General features: G+C 47.7%; 15 protein-coding genes. 9 read left to right on the top strand and 6 right to left on the bottom strand.

The features are described from left to right. Positions 1-266: 266 nt before the first annotated feature. The 3 genes from QZ311_RS04720 to QZ311_RS04710 are packed head-to-tail and all read left to right on the top strand — an operon-like array spanning position 267 to position 6514. Complete coding sequence (locus QZ311_RS04720; protein WP_297064669.1) at positions 267-1619, top strand: TlpA disulfide reductase family protein; 1353 nt, start codon at positions 267-269, stop codon at positions 1617-1619. Between the two features lie 41 nt (positions 1620-1660). After that, positions 1661-5080 (top strand): SusC/RagA family TonB-linked outer membrane protein, encoded by a 3420-nt coding sequence (locus tag QZ311_RS04715; protein ID WP_297064666.1) that lies wholly within the window; start codon positions 1661-1663, stop codon positions 5078-5080. A 15-nt stretch (positions 5081-5095) separates the two neighbouring features. Beyond that, on the top strand, positions 5096-6514 hold the full coding sequence (locus tag QZ311_RS04710; RefSeq protein ID WP_297064663.1) for a RagB/SusD family nutrient uptake outer membrane protein: 1419 nt from the start codon (positions 5096-5098) through the stop codon (positions 6512-6514). Positions 6515-6742: 228 nt separating this feature from the next. On the opposite strand, the gene QZ311_RS04705 is transcribed toward QZ311_RS04710, so the two are convergent. The 6 genes from QZ311_RS04705 to QZ311_RS04680 all read right to left on the bottom strand — a co-directional run bounded on the left by QZ311_RS04705 (position 6743) and on the right by QZ311_RS04680 (position 11217). Beyond that, the gene (locus QZ311_RS04705; protein ID WP_297064660.1) at positions 6743-7780 is read right to left on the bottom strand and encodes a hypothetical protein; all 1038 of its coding nucleotides are present in this window, start codon (positions 7778-7780) and stop codon (positions 6743-6745) included. 72 nt (positions 7781-7852) lie between these two features. After that, a complete protein-coding gene (locus QZ311_RS04700) occupies positions 7853-8299 on the bottom strand; it encodes a DUF6108 family protein (RefSeq protein WP_297064659.1) in 447 nt (148 codons plus the stop codon). 61 nt (positions 8300-8360) lie between these two features. Further along, positions 8361-8885, bottom strand: a complete 525-nt coding sequence (locus QZ311_RS04695; protein WP_297064657.1) for a hypothetical protein — start codon at positions 8883-8885, stop codon at positions 8361-8363. Then, the gene (locus QZ311_RS04690; RefSeq protein WP_297064655.1) at positions 8882-9388 is read right to left on the bottom strand and encodes a sigma-70 family RNA polymerase sigma factor; all 507 of its coding nucleotides are present in this window, start codon (positions 9386-9388) and stop codon (positions 8882-8884) included. Before QZ311_RS04690 ends, QZ311_RS04695 begins: the two co-directional genes overlap by 4 nt. A 351-nt stretch (positions 9389-9739) precedes the next feature. Further along, complete coding sequence (locus QZ311_RS04685; protein ID WP_297064651.1) at positions 9740-10228, bottom strand: hypothetical protein; 489 nt, start codon at positions 10226-10228, stop codon at positions 9740-9742. 41 nt (positions 10229-10269) lie between these two features. Further along, positions 10270-11217 carry a phosphatase PAP2 family protein gene (locus tag QZ311_RS04680; RefSeq protein ID WP_297064648.1) on the bottom strand — a complete coding sequence of 316 codons (948 nt, stop codon included), beginning with the start codon at positions 11215-11217 and terminating at the stop codon, positions 10270-10272. Positions 11218-11462: 245 nt separating this feature from the next. Between QZ311_RS04680 and QZ311_RS04675 the strand changes: the two genes are divergently transcribed. The 6 genes from QZ311_RS04675 (at position 11463) to QZ311_RS04650 (ending at position 17850) form a co-directional block, all read left to right on the top strand. Then, positions 11463-12677: a site-specific integrase gene (locus tag QZ311_RS04675; RefSeq protein WP_297064644.1), complete on the top strand. Its 1215-nt coding sequence runs from the start codon at positions 11463-11465 to the stop codon at positions 12675-12677. Between the two features lie 121 nt (positions 12678-12798). Continuing rightward, positions 12799-13416 carry a uridine kinase gene (gene udk, locus QZ311_RS04670; RefSeq protein ID WP_297064641.1) on the top strand — a complete coding sequence of 206 codons (618 nt, stop codon included), beginning with the start codon at positions 12799-12801 and terminating at the stop codon, positions 13414-13416. Positions 13417-13535: 119 nt separating this feature from the next. Then, a complete protein-coding gene (gene lptB / locus QZ311_RS04665) occupies positions 13536-14288 on the top strand; it encodes an LPS export ABC transporter ATP-binding protein (protein WP_297064682.1) in 753 nt (250 codons plus the stop codon). Between the two features lie 100 nt (positions 14289-14388). Next, entirely contained in the window at positions 14389-16311 is a 1923-nt protein-coding gene (locus QZ311_RS04660; RefSeq protein WP_297064638.1) for a WG repeat-containing protein, read from the top strand. Positions 16312-16523: 212 nt separating this feature from the next. Then, a complete protein-coding gene (locus tag QZ311_RS04655; protein WP_297064636.1) occupies positions 16524-17168 on the top strand; it encodes a LysE family transporter in 645 nt (214 codons plus the stop codon). A gap of 31 nt (positions 17169-17199) precedes the next feature. Further along, a complete protein-coding gene (locus QZ311_RS04650) occupies positions 17200-17850 on the top strand; it encodes a carbohydrate-binding family 9-like protein (protein WP_297064634.1) in 651 nt (216 codons plus the stop codon). The last annotated feature ends 38 nt before the right edge of the window (positions 17851-17888 follow it).

The raw sequence follows: 17888 nt of genomic DNA, 5'->3' as shown, positions 1-17888 counted from the left end.
TCGCGAGAATGCCAAGAAAATCAGCCATTTAGTGCAAAACTAAATGGCTGATTGTGTTATTGTTGAATGGTCTATTGCTTATATCGAACTCACGTAATTTTAAGTAATTTAGTTAAAATACATTCCTTAAATCTCAATTTTACGATTCCGAAAACAATAATTTTGTCGTTTTACGGCCATAATTCTATATTTGCGATGGAAAGCCGAACTTAATAGTAACCTGTCAAATATAGTATTTTTTTATGTTCAATTCGTATATGAGAGTTTTGTCAGTTCTCATTCTTTTCAGCCTTATTTCTACAAAGGCCTTTGCAGCCGATGGCGGGCCTTTGCTCAAAGGAAAACTAAGTGTTTCTGAACCGTCAGAAGTGACCATCGTCTATGATTATGACGGTGACAATTATGTCGAGACAGTCACTACTTCTCCCGACGGAACTTTTGCGATTGACTGCACGCTGCCTGTCGATGCTGTTGAGGCTCTGGTCTATGTCGGCGGACAGCCTTTCGGTGCATATCTGAAAAATGGGTCGACAACTGTCATGAATATTGATGGGCGTTCGGTTGCTTTCAGTGGCGACAATGTTGCAGAAAACAAATTTATCAATGCCTACATGCAGGCTTTCTATCCTATGAATTACAAACCGAGTCACGATGTCCCGTTTGTATTTGCCGACTATCTTAACAAACTCAACTCGGAGAGAGATAAAGCCAAGGCGTTCCTGCCTGCTATCAGCGAGCCTGCGCGTTCGCGCTATTCGGCCATGACTGATTCTTACTATAATCAGGTGCTTCTGATGCTTTTGAGCATGGACAATTCAGACGAGCATAAGGCTCAGGCCGAGGCCATAATCGCCGGAATAGATCCGAATTCGGATATATCACGTCTCACCGGCACGCTGAATTACTGGTATAATTCTTCCGATATCCACAGGTCGATGAAAGGTAATACGGTCAGAGACTATATAATCAACCAGTTTGCTGCTGTCGATAGCGTGCTGACAAATGAAGCTAACAAAAAAAGTATTTGGAATTCACTTGGCTCGATGTATATGATGGTGGACCGTCCGTCTGATGACGATGTCCGTGATTTTTTAGCAGCCGTCGAGCCCCAGCTCTCACGCGCTCCTAAAATCAGAGAGCATTTGCTTAAGGTCTATGAGAGTATGAAGCCGAAAGTCAACAATGGTGATGCCGTGCCTACTGACCCCATTCTCATTGCCCCCGACGGAAGCAAGTGCAAACTTTCTGAACTCCTCGGCAAGACTGTGGTCTACATTGACATCTGGGCGACATGGTGTGGCCCGTGCTGCCGTGAGATTCCTCATATGGACAAGCTCGTTGAACGTTTCAAAGGCAATGATGCCATCACTTTTGTCAGCATCTCCCGCGACGACAACCGTCAGGCATGGCTCAAGAAACTTGAGCGCGACAATCCGGCATGGCCACAGTATATTTTTGATAAGGCTTCGGGTGATGAATTCATGAATGCAATGAGTATTTCAGGTATTCCACGTTTCCTCCTTATCGGCAAGGACGGCAAATTTATAGCAATCGATGCCGCCCGTCCGTCAAATGCCGATATTGACACAATTCTCAACGATGCGATATCAAACAAATAAAGTCAATGGATCTATAAACCGTTCATTATCCAATTTACATTATGAATAAACCAATCACATATCTATTTGCCGGAATGATGTCGCTTACGATGCCTTTGGGTCTCAATGCCCAAAGCAATGCGACCAACTCTGTAAGTGCCGACATTAACAAGATAGAGAATAAAACAGTCTCAGGTACAGTGCTTGATGATACTGGCGAGCCTCTTGCCGGTGTTACAGTTATGATTGAGGGCACAAGCAAGGGTACGTCAACTGATGTTGATGGCAATTTTACCCTTTTAGCTTCGAAACCTAATATCACCCTTGTATTCTCCTATGTCGGAATGAAGACTCAGCAGGTCAAGGTTGATAAAGACTTCAAGTATATCCGTATCCACATGGAGGCCATCCCCAATATGATGGAGGAAGTGGTTGTGACAGGTTATCAGAACATCAAGCGTGAAAATGCTACCGGTTCTTATCAGATAATCCGCGCAGAGGATATGGACAAGCGTTACACCGGTGATATTACCTCGAACCTTGAGGGCAAAGTCCCGGGTGTGGTTTATGATCCCAAATCCAACTCCAACGACGAGAACGCTATTACAATCCGAGGCAAGAGTACGTTTAACGCCAAGGAGTCTCCGCTTGTGGTTGTCGACGGTCTTCCGATTGAAGGAGGCATGAACACCATCAATCCTTATGATATTGAGAACATAACTATCCTTAAGGATGCGGCAGCCGCTTCAATCTATGGCGCACGTGCTTCAAACGGTGTCATCGTCATTACAAGCAAAAAGGCCAAGTCGCAGAAACTCAGTGTAGACTTCAACGCCGATCTTCAGATCAGCGAGAAGATGAATTACGACAATTACAACTGGGCTTCGGCTGCTGACCTCATACAGCTCGAAAAATACAATTTCGATGCGATGCTCAAAAACAATCCCAAGAGCATTGAGGATAATTTCAATCTGCTTGATCGAGGCAAGGCCAACGAGCTTACACAGGTGATGCGTGTTCTCCTTGAAAACAATCGTGGCAATATCAGTGACGAGGAAATGAACCGTACTTTTGACCAGTGGAGCCGCAATGACTACCGCAAGGAGTATCAGAAAGTCCATGACCGCACTCAGGTTTCGCAGCAATACAATCTCGCTCTGCGTGTGAGCGGCAACACTCTTTCGTCAAACATCGTTATCAACTGGAACGGCAACAACGGCGGCATAAAAGGTTACGATGCCTCGTCGCTCTCTCTCAAATATCTTGGTGATCTCAAGGTTGCTTCGTGGATGGACATGAATTTCAGCATCAATGTGCTCAACAACCGTACAAAGGGGCATAGCCTCGGCAGCTACGGAAATATCAATTCATTCCTTGCGTACCAGTCGATGTATAATCCCGATGGGACTCGCGCTCGAATGGAGGCCGACATCTATCCCGGTGAAGAAGTGCTCAAAAATCCTGAATATGAACTTAAGGATGTGACCTATAATGTCGCCGATGAAATCGAAAGGGGCTACAATACAGACAAGTCGCGCTATACCAATGTGCGTACTAATGTCATGGCTCTTTTCCGTCTCCCTGTCAAGGGATGGACTGCGCAGGCTCAGTTCCAGTATGAGGACATCTTCTCACGCAATACTACCCAGTATAGCAAGGACTCCCAGTTCATGCGCAGCCTCTTCAATCGCTATACCACCACTTCTTCTGTGATCGAATGGGTCGATACTCCCGATCCTTTCAATTGGGATTTCACCGGATGGGACGGAAACCCCGACCACTTCTATAAAGATCCTGTCACCATCAACAAGACTATCCACAATATCCCCGATGGCGACGCTCTTACCGAAAGAACCACTCAAAGTCAGTATTACACTTTCCGAGCACAGACACGCTATAACCGTGAGTTCCTCGGAGTACATGCTATTGATTTCCTTGCCGGTTTTGAATATCGTCAGACTCATACCTCATGGGAGCAGGGCGGCTATTACGGCTATGACCGTCAGACAAGCTCTAACCTCAACATGATTACTAACTGGGAGTACATCAACAAACCGACTGTCGGCGTGATGGGTTCAAACTATACTCCCTACGGAGCGCCTGTGACATTCAAAACATCCGAAACCCTTCACCGTTATTATTCATACTACTTTACCGGAAATTACGTGTATGACAGCCGCTATTCAATCTCCGGAAGCTATCGTGTCGACAAAGCTGACATGTTTGGTACAGACCCGAAATTCCGTGGCAAGCCGCTGTGGTCGGCCGGTACTTCATGGAACATCCACAACGAAGAGTTCCTCCGCCCGTTCACTTGGCTCAACGTACTCAAGTTCCGTGCAAGCTATGGTCTGACCGGTAATATCGACAACTCAGTGTCGTCATACCTTACAGCAAGCATGGCTACCAACCAGTTCGGTAATCTCTATGGAACTCTTAACACTCCACCGAATGACCAGCTCCGTTGGGAGAAGACCGCAACATGGAATGCAGGTATTGATTTCGCTTTCTTAGGTTATCGTCTCGCCGGTACATTCGATTTCTATCGCAAGAATGGTTCTGATATCCTCACATCTGCCGAACTTGACCCGACAACCGGCTGGACCACACAGACCATCAACAGCGCCAAGATGACTAATACAGGTGTCGAACTCCAGCTCGACGGTCAGATTCTGCAGGCACGTCGCCGCAATGACATCGCTGTCAGTCTCGGATTCAACATCGCCTACAATAATAATAAGGTGACAGATCTCCGCAGATACCCGACTTCTGCAAGTGAATTCCTCGGTATGAGCTATCACAAGGGTTATCCTCTAAACTCACTCTTCTCTATCGACTATGCAGGTCTGGTTGACAAGGACGGCACAATTTTCGTCGGTTGGTATGACAAAAACGGTGAAGTGCAGACAACCTCGACCTCAAGTTCGACCTTCACAATGGATGATGTTATTTTCTCAGGCACAACTGTCCCGAAAATCTCAGGCTCTCTGACTCCCGAAATCCGTTGGAACGGTTTCTCGCTATCTGCAATGTTTGCCTTCTATGGAGGTCACTATATGAGAACTGACAACGATGCATGGTCAAGCATGACAGCCGGAACAGCCGGTTACAAGGGCGCTTTCGGTAATGCAGCTTTCTCTCGCGACCTTCTCCGCTACTGGAATGGCGACGAAGTCCCCGCTAACGGCTGGATGTCGACCAAAAACGGCAGCAACATTTCAATAGGCACTCTCCGTAACACCGCTGTCAAGCATGCCGACTATATGAAGTTCCGTAACCTCGTGTTAAGCTACAGTTTCGATCCAAAACTCTGCCACAAAATCGGTCTCAATGATCTTCGTATCCGTCTGCAGATGAACAACATTGCGACATGGGCGCGCAATAGCATGGGAATTGATCCCGAAGCCTATCTCCTTTCAAACGGTACGCATAGGGACAAGACTCCCCGCAGCTACACTATGAGCCTTATGTTCAACCTCTAAAATGCCTCAACAACAATGAAAAAAATATTTCTGACACTTGCGTCACTTGCCGTACTCATGACTTCGTGTGACGACAAGCTTGATATAAAACCTTATGGTGATTCAACGCTAAGCACTGTTGATGAACTTGAAACTCTTCTTAACGGAGCGCCTTACATCTGGAGCGGTAGAGATTATTTTGATCTTGATGTCATATGCAATAACTCTTATCGCCCTTGGAATGGTGTCGCAGACTATATCAATAATGACAATAGTCTCCGTTACGCTTATTTTACATACGATGAGAGTATCGACCGCGCTGACCTTACGGATTCAGATGACCGCTATTCAAATCTCTATGAGAAAATAAACTATATGAACACGGTCATCTCAAAAGTGCCCGGTGCTGACGGTGGAACATCTGAGAGAAAAGACCAGATTGTAGCCGAAGCGCGTGTGCGTCGTGCATGGTATCATTTTCTCCTTGTCGGTCTGTATGCGCAGCAATATGACGAAGCTAAAGCCGAGCAGCTCGGTGGTGTGCCTTATGTCGACAACACCAATTCCGGCGAAGAGAAAACAAAGCTCAATCTGAAGAAAACTTACGAAAGAATTCTTGAGGACTGCTCTGATGAGGTCCTTGCAAAGCTCATACCGTCCAGTGTTGATAACGTCTGCCGTTTCGGTCTTGACTTCGGTTATGGTGTCCGTGCTCGCGTGCTTTTCCAGATGAAGCGCTATGACGAAGCCCTCAAATATGCCGAACTTGCTCTTAAGGTTAACAGCCGACTTGAAGACCGCTCGCCGGTAAAAAATTCAGGAAAATGGGTTCTCGACTATAACTGTCCGAGCAACTATTATCTGATTTATCAGGATAATTCAAATCTTGGCGATTTTTATGGCTATTTGATTTCTCCCGAAGTTGCGGCTTGCATTGACCCCAACGACTATGTGTTCAAATATTATCTTGCAGAGCCGCATATGGAGCCTGCTTGGGGCAGTCCTTACCCGACCGTTCCTGAAGGGTCTCTCCAGTCAAACATCGGTGATGCCCGCTGGAATGTATGGGGACTCCGTTCAGAGTCGATGTACTACATCAAGGCTGAGTGTCTGATTCGCTCAGGTAAAATCACCGAAGGTCTCACTCAGCTTGACAAGGTTCGTGCCTCTCGCATCGAAAATCCTGAAATCTATGCTGAAAAGACCGGTCTTACCGAGGCTGATGCCATGAAGCTCCTTCAGGACAGCAAGCGTTTCGAGTTCATCAAGACTTTCGAGAATTTCTTTGACCGTAAGCGCTGGAACTCGGAGGAAGCCTATAAGACTACTATCGTCCGCGACCTCTCTTCGCTCGGGCTCGGGACTTACTCTCTTTCACCTGATTCTCCAATCTGGGTGTTCCCCTTCCCGATGAATGCTACAAAGCATAACAAATCTTTGACACAGAATTATTAATTTAGACAACAGACACATAATAGAAAAGTAGAAATGATAAAATGTAATTGAATGATTATGCTGGATTATATGAATCAAATCGGATTAAAGTAAGAACAGAAACATACTTTTTTGTCTAAATTACGTTTCGTTATTAGTAAGTACGAAAGTTAAGTTCGAAATGAGAATGAGCCGGGTCATCCACGTGATGTGGATGACCCGGTTTTTTTATATTATGTTTTTTTGTTGTCAGAATCCGAGCATGATACCAGTCGAGAATGTCCCGAATTCAAGACCTGTCGAGGTGTTGAGGCGTTTCATCGGGGAATAGCGCGCGTAGATTCCGATGGCGCGGTAACTTAACATTGCGATTCCGTCAAATGTCACTCTGCGCTGGTTGATGTCGCCGGTCTTGATTTTGTAGTCGCTTCCGTTTGATGAGTATTTTGTCTCGATGTGAGCTCCGGTGTTGAAGTTGAGTACCGGTCCGAATTTGAATCCACAGTAGTGTTTATGTCCGAACTTTATTCCATAGAGCAGAGGTATCTGTAGGCTGAAAAGGTTGATGCGTGATTCACCGCTTGTCTGATCTTCTCCAAAGGGGATGAGTGATATCTTTCCGTCATTGCTTTTGCTGAAATAGTTAGAGCCTTTAGTGGTGAGCTCCTGCCAGTGGATGCCGAGACCCATTGAAAGCGAGTGGATGCGGTGGGTCATCTTGATGCCGAGAATCATGTTCCAGACGAATTCTGTGCTTCTCCACATCGACACATCCATGTCGGTATTGGTGTCTATAGGCGTTCCCCAGCCGAATCCGAGTCCGTCGGAAATGACATCCCATTTGGTCGATTTCTTACGGGAGATGGTGAATCCGAAATCACTGCCTTTTGTTCCGATATATGATTTGATAGAGCGGTTGTCGGGGTCGGCGAATGTAAAAGTGTAGGAGAAGGGTTCTCCTTCGGAGCTGACAAAACGAATTTTAACATCGTTGGGAGTCTCGCACACGACAACGTCGCTGATATCCGGGTAATTGATTTGTGTCTGTGTTATCGAGCCATATGTCTTTTTCTGATTTCCTGAGTTGTAGAAAAATGAGTCCTGACCTCCGTTGAGGTTTTTGATTGTTATGGCGGTCGATGATGCCGATGAGATGACATATATGCTGCTTGCTGTCGAAGCATTGAGGAGAGTGTCGCATGGTGTGCTCTGTGTTGAGTCGGTCTGTGCGGTTGCTGTTAGTGTCGCAGAGATGATTGAAGCTGTGAGTAGGAGTTTGCGTAGCATATCGTGAATTTGTTTGAATTGACTTTATGTATTGATGATGACCTGTGATTTTGAGTCTGCCGTAGGTTCTGATTATTTCTTTATAATGGATTTTATGAGAGCCTCGGCTTTTGCGTTGCTGATAGGCCCGTCGAAATAGATGACCATGACTGTCGGTTTCTTGGCTCTGTCGTTGTTGAGATAGTAGAGATAGCGGTTAAGTTTTTTCCCTTCAGATGTTATCTGAGGGAGCACGAAGAACGCGTAGTGAAGTTTTCCGTCGCGATAGCGCACGTTGCGGGCGGTGGCATGCGCTCCGTCAGCCGATACAAGAGGCTGGATGATAGGCTCATATTTCTCCGCGTTGCCCTTGAACGTAGCGAAAGTGCTGAGTTTGTGGCTGCGCAGGAAATTTTGGTCGCCACTCATTATTGTTTCGGTCACGGTAGGGTCCGAACTGTATTTCCCCCCGAAAATACGGCTGATTTCAAGTCCCGACTGTGCCGTGGCACACAGCCGCAGGGCTAATAAGGTTGCCATTACTATAAATAGTCGTTTCATATTGAAAATTGATTTATTGAGCGTTGAGGTGATGGTCGGATTATATGTCGGAAAAATCAATCGGCGACTCATAAGTCTCGATGATAGGGGCTATGTCGCCGAGTTCGTCGGCAAATGATTGGTCGGAGTCATTGACGGCGTCGTCAAATTCGCGAAGGTCGTCGGTCAGAAGCCTGATGATATCGTTTTCGTCCGTGATACATTTCCCGTTGGTATATGCTATACATTTTCCATCGCTGCCGTTGCCCTGTGTCCGGCTGTCGGTCAGGTTGATGCCGAGAGTGAGGAGTATGGCGAGAGCAGCTGCGATGCTGAGAGGCATACGGATGTTGGAACGACGGCGTGGAGTGTAGGACTGACGGACGGGAGTGGCATTTTTCCGGGTTGTTGCATCCGGCCGACGGAATCCCATCAATGCCTTCGCCTCGTCGATGGAAGGATGCGAAAATGATGTCGACGATATGGCGACGCGTAATTGTCTCTCTTCCTCGTCTGAAAGCGAGCAATCATAGAAGCGTTCGATTAGTTCGAGAAGCTCCGGGAGAGTTATATCATGCTGTTTCATACTGTCTGGGTTTTACGATAGATTTCTCTGATTGATTTGCGTGCCCTGCTGAGGGTCACACGTACATTTTCCTGAGTCATTCCGAGTGTCTCGGCAACTTCCTCATATCCGAGTCCTTTGATGTCGTGGAGTTCGAACACTGCGAATTGCCGTTCGTTGAGAATCCTGCGGCTCAGATTTATGACGGCTTCATAAGTCTGTTGCCTTTCCTTGGCGGTTTCGGTCTCATCGTCAGTCTCAAGCATGTAGGACGATTCCTCGATTGAGACTGTCGGTCGGCTTGTCGAGCGCCTGTAGGAGTCGATGGCCGAATTGCGGACAGCCGTGTAGCTGAGTTTCAAGGCCTCTTTCTCATCGTCGATGAGCGGATGCCGTGACCACAGACGGCAGAACGCATCATGAATGATATCGTCAGCTTCGTCAGTTCCGGCAATCCCGGCAGCCACACTGCGGAGTTTTGCCCGGAATGCCATGAAGGTTGATGTCAGAATATCTGTAGCCACTTGTTTTTGTTGATGAATTTAACTGAAAATGGTAACGGCTGATGTCTCAGACTCGCAAAAGCCACTCGCCGGGGGAGTTTTTTTAACCTCTTTTGAAGTGGCTTTCACTTATCTTAACGGAGCATGCTTCGGATTGTAACAAAAAAAGCGAAAAAATTTTTAGATAAATGCTTTTTCTTGTCTGGAGTGATGTGCAAATGCTTATGAAACAGTAGTTTATTGTGCGCTCCCTCACAGGCATATTTCTCCATTATCGTTGGCGTTAATTTATAGCCCATGATTTTTTATAGGAAAATATAATATTATAGTGGAGTGTGAAACAGACTCTGAATGTAGTAATTTATGATTGCCCTATAAAGTGTTGATAAAATCGTCGGCTTCTTGTCTGGAGCAAAATTGTATGATGCGGCGGTTGGATTTGTGTGATTCGAGAAGTTGTCTGATGAGTGGCAGTTGGTCTTTCGGAAAATCCAGAATCCATTGGCGGAATTCTTCGTCCCATTCATTCTCAGTCCAAGGCATGTCTTCTCTCGGCTTTCCCATACGGGCTTCCACTCCTGCAAGGCATACGTCGATAGGGAGATTGAAGAAAAACACTGTGTCGCACTCGTTGAGACGCATATCAAGTGTGCGTATATAATTGCCGTCGATAATCCAACGGTCTGTTGTGAATATCTTTTGCAGATTCCGGTCAAATTCATCAGGAGCGACTGTCGTGCGGTCGGGTCTGTGCCACAACATGTCAAGATAGTGGAGCGGTAGACCTGTCTTTCGTGCCAGTTTTCGGGAAAATGTACTTTTTCCCGCACCGGGACATCCGATTACTAAGACTTTGTTCATCAATATCGTGATTTATTAATTGTGATTTATTAATAATGTGGTCAGAATACGGCGATGGAACTTATGCCGAATGTCATGGCGGAGACGGCTGACGGAGTCGAGACAATCCTGTAGCCGATGGTTGCGGCGAAGGCAAATGACGGTGTCAGACGCCAGTTTAGCGAAGTGTCGATGTCGCCTTCGAAGCCATAGCGACTGTGCGGCCATCCTTTTACCGCAAGGAGGCGCATCATACCTGCCTGTAGGGTGGTTTCTATGGCCAAGGCTTTGACCGGCAGCCTGAAATGACCGGCAGCACCCACCGATGCGCCATAGGCGTTGAGAGGATTTAGATATGTATCGTTGACGACAACCGGAGCGGTGTTTCCGCGAAGCGTCATGGCAAGTCCCCAGAGGGGTGACAATGGCAGAAGGCCTTTGATTGCGACTCCGAATCCGGTGGCAATATCCGAACCCATGTTGAAGACAGCTTCACTTGTCATCGCGACCGACGGCCGGAAATCATTGTCTGATACCGGGAGGCGCTTTTCAGCCTTGTGGTTCAGTAACTTGCCGCAAAGCCAGTAGGAGAACTGTGTGGAGACGATGCCGAGTCCTGCTCCCGCAATGACGTCTGAGCCATAGTGGTGACGGGTGGCAACACGCTGAAAGCCTACAGCCGATGCCGCAGCCTGAGCGCCGACAGCCCACCACGGAGAATGGTTGTAAAGTTCGTTTGACAGAATGGTCGATGCCGTGAATGCCCACGATGTGTGGCGCGATGGGAACGAATGGCTGTCTTCGCCGTTTGGGCGCATCCTGTCCACCGAACGTTTCAGCAGTTCTGTCAGAGCGGCGTTGACAGCCAGTGACGAGGCTGCCGACATGGAAATTTCAATAGGATTGCGGGTGACGGTTGCAGTTGTGTCGGATAGAGTTGATGCAGAGAGTCTGATTGCTGACGAGAGGAGTGCCGGCAGGAGCGTGAACCTTGTGAATTTATTAAGCATTAGCGCAATAGGGGATAAGGAAGGGCCGGATTTATGATTGGTGAAAAGTCATAGAAAAAGCCGTCTTCCGTGAAAACCTCAGAACGGATTCATTGTCATGAAGATTGTTCCGCTTCGCAAAATTAGCTAATTGTATCATGATAAGCAAACCCTCACATGACGTGCCGTCGATGTCTTGACCCGATTTTGTGTACGTCATAATGTGAAGTTGTTAGTAACTTGGGGCAAAAAAATCTATAGAAATCATGGCTTCAATAAGACTCAGATATCAGCAGCCGAAAGGCGTCTCAGACAATCAGGCCGAAGGCCGTATTTCAATTCAGATAACACATAAGTCACGTACGCGGACAATTAACACCGGCTATGGTCTGCTGCCTGCCGAATGGGACAGGAGGCGTGAACGTCCGGTGATTCCCGACAATCCGTCGCGCCTTGCGGTGGTGTCAGTCTGCCGTGAAGCTCTTATGCTTGATTTGGCACGGTTGAAAAGAATCATTTCCGTGCTCGAAGCGTCATCACATGACTACACGGTAGATGAAATTTTCGATGCCTACAGACTTTTTATGCTTGACTATTCGCTGTTTTCGTTTATGACGGCCCAGATAACATTGCTGAGGCATCGACGGCGCATACGTACGGCCGAGACCTATGTGGCCGCACTCAGGAGCTTCAGCCGTTTTCGCGAAGGGCGCGACATTATGCTTGACGCATTGACGCAGGATGTTGTGATTGGCTATGAGGATTATCTGCGTGACCGCGGGCTGACACCCAACACGACTTCGTTTTACATGCGCATACTCCGTGCTGTCTATAACCGTGCTGTCGAACGCGGTGGAATAGAGCAGAAATCACCATTCAAGAAGGTCTATACCGGCGTTGACAACACACGCAAACGTGCTCTCCCTCTGGTGGATATACGTCGCATAAGCCGTCTGCCGCTCGCATCGACTCCACATCTTGAGTATGCACGCGATATATTCATGCTGAGTTTCTATATGCGCGGGATGAGTCTGATCGACATGGCCTATCTGCGCAAGTCGGATCTACGGGACGGATATGTGGCCTACCGCCGTCGTAAAACCGGACAGAAACTATGCATCGCATGGACTCACGAGATGCAGTCGATAGTCGATAAATATCCATCATCATCCAGTCCATATCTGCTGCCTGTCTTCCGCAGTGGCGGGTCGGATTCATATGCGGCCTATCGTAATGTCGCCTATCGTATCAATCGCAGCCTGAAAAAGATTGCTCTTATGATAGGAAGCCAGTCGGCCATCACTCTGTATTGCGCCCGGCATTCATGGGCGTCAATAGCACAGACAAAAAACATCCCGGTTTCAGTCATAAGTGCCGGCATGGGGCATGCCTCCGAATCGACCACCCGGATTTATCTCGCATCGCTTGACACATCCGTGGTCGACAGAGCCAACAGCGTTATAATCAAGAGCGTGTTTTAGAAGCTGTCAGACAATAATATTCAGGGGATTCAAGAGGCTCGGCCGACAAATTTTTTCGAGGCTCGATTTGGATAATCGCTCTAAGGCTGTTAACTTTGCAGAAATATAGAATAAAATAATTATGTTAATAATAGGCATAGCCGGCGGGACCGGCTCAGGAAAGACCACCGTCGTCAACAAGATTATCAACAGTCTCCCGGCCGGAGAGGTTGCTGTGCTACCGCAGGATTCCTACTATAAGGATTCCAGTCATATCCCCGTCGAGGAACGTAGCAAGATTAATTTTGACGAACCGGCGGCCATCGAGTGGAGTCTGCTTGTCGAACACATCCGTCAGCTCAAGGAGGGACGCGACATTGAAATGCCGACATATTCCTATCTGACATGCACACGTCAGGAGGAAACGGTGACCGTCGCTCCGCGCGAGGTTGTGATTGTCGAAGGCATTCTGGTGCTGACAGACCCCGTGTTGCGTGAAATGATGGACGTTAAGGTCTTTGTCGATGCTGATGCCGACGAGCGTCTTATCCGTGTCATCGCCCGTGACTGTGTGGAGCGCGGACGCACTCCGATAATGGTTCTGAATCGCTATCAGGATGTGTTGAAGCCTATGCACGAGATGTATATCGAACCGTCTAAGCGCTATGCAGATCTGATTGTGCCTCAGGGCGGAAGCAACGTCGTTGCCATACAGTTGCTGACCGACTACATAGAGTCGCGTCTGCGCCGGGTGCAATAAAATTTTTAACAGTCTCAAAAAACATCCACAGTCTCTAACTCCCCTTTATGGAAGAAAAGCAACCAGAAACAGCTCCGTCAGAGCCTGTGCGCGATTATCCTGTCGGCACTCCTGACAAAATGGTGCTCCGCACCGACAATCTTGTCAAGAAATACGGCAAGCGAACCGTGGCCAACCACGTCTCGATTAACGTCACACAAGGTGAAATCGTCGGTCTCCTCGGCCCAAACGGAGCCGGGAAGACCACGACTTTCTATATGACCGTGGGGCTTATCACCCCGAATGAGGGACAGATATTTCTCAACGATCTCAACATCACGAAATATCCTGTCTACAAGCGTGCCCAGAACGGCATCGGCTATCTCGCGCAAGAGCCGAGCGTATTCCGTAAGCTTTCGGTCGAAAACAACATCAAGGCCGTCCTTCAGATGACCGATACTTCAGCCGAATATCAGCGCGACAAACTTGAAAGCCTTATAGCGGAATTCAGTCTTGAGAAAGTGCGCCACAATCTCGGCGACCAGTTGTCGGGTGGCGAGCGCCGCCGCACTGAGATTGCCCGCTGTCTGGCCATCGACCCTAAGTTCATCATGCTCGACGAACCGTTTGCCGGTGTCGACCCTATTGCCGTCGAGGATATCCAGTCGGTGGTCTACCATCTCAAGGAGAAAAACATCGGCATCCTTATCACTGACCATAATGCGCAGGAGACGCTTCGAATCACCGACCGCGCCTATCTGCTGTTTGAAGGCAAGATTCTGTTTCAAGGCACATCCGAGGAACTTGCCGAAAATCCTACTGTCCGCGAGAAATACCTTGGACGTGACTTTATGTTCTATCGCAAAAAATTTGATTACCCTGAAAACAAATAGTTGACTACTATTATTATATATGTATAGGCCTTTAGTTCTCACATTAAAGCAGCCTCACGCATTCAACAAAAAAATAAAATTTACACATAAATTCATTAAAATGAAAAAATTCGACATCCTAACCGCTCTGTTCATGACAACGGCCGTGACGTCGAGTGCTCAGATTGCAAACTGGAAGGTTATGCCCGACTATGACTCCATCCGTCTGCGTGAGAACGGACTGGTGGAAGTTTGCCAGAATGGCAAATATGGTCTGCTTGACGGCGAAGGCGCTCAGCTACTTCCTATTGCCTACGACAGCATCGGCGCTTTTAACTCCGGTCAGGCGTTGCTTTTCAACGAATCGAAATTCGTTGGTTTTGTGAATCCCGAGGGTAAAAAAGTTGAGGTTGACCCCAACTATATGCTCGTGCCCGACATGGAATTTTTCTCCGAAGGATTCCTGACGGTGAAAAAGGGGACTCACTACTATTTTCTCGATGCTGACGGAAATTCTGTCGCAGGCCCGTTTGCCGGTTTGAGGCCTTACTCGGGTGGTTATGCGGCGGTTGTCTGCTACGAGGATGTCGAAAAGAAACCCGAAGACACCTACAATGCCTATATCAACCGGAATCAGACACTTGTACATATCAGAGAGTATGACAAGAAGGATGAATTGAAAAAGGATGATTTGGCGTTTATATCGTCGTTCCGCGACGGAAAGGCCATGTATGTCTACAAACGCAAGGCATATATGCTCACTGACTCTCTGACTTCGATACCTGTGGCGTCCGATAGCCTTGCAAGCAAAAAGACCATAGTGCAGTTTGAGAAGAACAGTTCGCTCGATCCTGTCGAGGGTGGCTATCTGCTTCGTTCGAAAACAGGATATTTCTACTTCAACAAACAAGTGCAGCTCGACAAAATCGAGAACGCCGGTGTCAACCTCTTTGTCTACAATCCGCCTAAGGTGGAGACAGTGGAGAAACCAAACGATCTTTCAGCTTTCGGCGAAAAAGGTTCGGTCGGTGTGAAGTATAAAGGTGAAGTTGTGCTTCCACAGCAGTTTGCCGAGGTGATTCCTCTCGGGGGACAGTTTGCTGCGGTAAAACCTCAGGACAAATGGGGCATCATACATCTCGATCTTGACAATCAGATTAAACTCCGCCTGAACAACAATGAGCACATCGGCTTCAACCACCGTTACTATACGGCCAAGCTTGCAGCATCGATGCCATCATACATCAAGTGTAACAACGCCACGATTGTTTCCAAATCAGACGATTGCGAGATTCAGATTGAGAGCCGTCACGAAAACGACAACATCGAGCGCAACACTCTGACCTATGATTGCCGTCTGTCGATACCTCCCCATCTGACCGACACTCTTTCGACTCAGGAATATACCTATGCGCTTAAATATAACGGTTTCACATCTATAGACTATAAGGTGCAGATTCCGCAGTGGTATGTGAAGTACTACGAAGTGACACTGTCCAACAACCGCTTCACCCTCGCTCCGAACGACACAATCAGCGTGGAATTCGACCTTGTGAAGACCGATGTTGCCCGCAACGACGAGACCAACTATTTCAAGACCGTCGAGCTTATCACTAATGAGGCGAATGCCATACCTCTCAACAAGATTACGGAGAATCACTATGGATTTCGTATCGGCGGCATTGACCGCGAGAAGCTCGCTTTTATAGTCCGCATCACTGAAGTAGGCTGTCCATCGATAGAATATCCGTTCGAGATGCTTTTCGAAAAGCCTGAGCCGAAGTCAAACCGAAAGTCGGTCGATGTGACTGTAAGCCCCATCAGACAAGTGCCCGGAGTTCCTGCTTTCATTCTTGACGGAACGCCCGAATATGAGCCGCAGGCACTCCCTGCCGACACCACGACAACCACAGCTACGAGTCCCGCTGCTGTCCCGGCATCTGTCCCGGCTCCGGTCTCACCGGCAGTGACTCCGGCGCAACAGCCTGCCGCTCCGGCAACAGCACCTGCGCCCGTCAAGGAGGCTACACCGGTAAATTCATGAGTAAATAAAGAGGCCCGGATTTAAGAACTATATTTTAGGTCTGCCACAAATCACAATATGACCGTCCCGGAATCACCTTTGAGGTCTCCGGGACGTTTCCTATATTTCTCCCTGTCTCCGGCAGGTTGATTTTTGGACTCATTCAAGTTTCGTTCATGTTTCGTGACTGAGAAATTTTGTGGCATCGAAGGGTTTTTGTAATTTTGCAGATTGTGATACACCTACCTGTCATAATGTTTCGCGGATTGCTTATCGGCATCCTTGTGTCAGCCCCGATGGGACCGATTGGCATGCTGTGTATACAGCGGACACTTAACCGTGGTCGTTGGCCTGCGTTTTTTACCGGTGTGGGTGCAGGAGTGAGCGATCTGTTCTACTGTCTGCTGACCGGCCTTGGCCTGTCGTTTGTGACCGATTTCATTCAGTCAAACCAGAGTGAACTTCAGATAATCGGTTCGGTAGTGCTGATTGTCTATGCCGCCTATCTGTTTATGTCGAATCCATCGAGGGCTCTCCAGCCTTCGGCCATGCAGCCGAGCAGCTACTGGAAGGATTTCGGGACGGGTTTCCTTTTCACCTTTTCCAATCCGCTGATACTATTCTTTATAATAGGACTTTTTGCGCGCTTCAATTTCCTTGCGCCTGAGTTCATGGCCTATCACTATGTTGCGGGATATATCTCGATTTTTCTTGGGGCTGTGCTCTGGTGGTTCGGAGTCACATATTTCGTCAACAAGGTGAGAAAGCATTTCAACATCCGTTCGATGTGGCTTTTGAACCGCATTCTTGCAGGTGTAATCATGATAATGGGCGCTGTCGGATTCGTGACAGGTATCATGGATCTGTTTTTTGAATAACTAACATCAAATCATCTATACTATTTTCTCCATGCCACAGACACTTAATGTGCCTTTCATCGCAGACCTCGACTTTCTGAACACGGATGCCATCTTCAACCGTCTCGAATCGTCGGGCGTACGCCACAGCATTGGCGAGCTGAACTGGAAGGATCAATATCCATATCATCCTCTGACCACGTTTACAATCGCACATTCAGCCAAATATATCTATGTGAACTTCTTTGTGCGCTGCAACTATCTCCGTGCGGTGAACTACGAGAATAATTCACCTGTCTATGAGGATTCATGCGTAATGTTTTATGTACAGCCGCTTGATTCGCAGGAGTATTCACGTTTTGAGTTCAATTGCATAGGGACTGTCAATGCCGTCCGGCAGACTGGCGAAGACTCATCGGTTAGATTTACCGACGAGGAAATTGCGAGCATCTCTCTGCTCCCTTCGTGTGGCCGCAGACCTTTCCGCGAGATTGAGGGGCTTTTCACATGGGATATTCTCGTGGCTATCCCGCTGAAGCTTGTCGGTGCGGAATATAATGGAGGCCCTTTGAAACTTAAAGGCAATTTCTTTAAGTGTGCATCCGGAACGTCCCAGCCTCATTTCCTCAGCTGGTCGCCTGTCAAGTCAAAAGAACCGGACTTTCTGCGGCCGGAATCGTTCAGCGAGATAATTCTCGAATAAAGGTTGGCATACCTTTTAGATATATGACAATTTAATCA

This window comes from uncultured Duncaniella sp., assembly GCF_910578445.1.
Taxonomy (GTDB): Bacteria; Bacteroidota; Bacteroidia; order Bacteroidales; family Muribaculaceae; genus Duncaniella.
The sequence above is the reverse complement of the archived record's forward strand: the minus strand, read 5'-3'. Positions and strand labels throughout refer to the sequence as shown.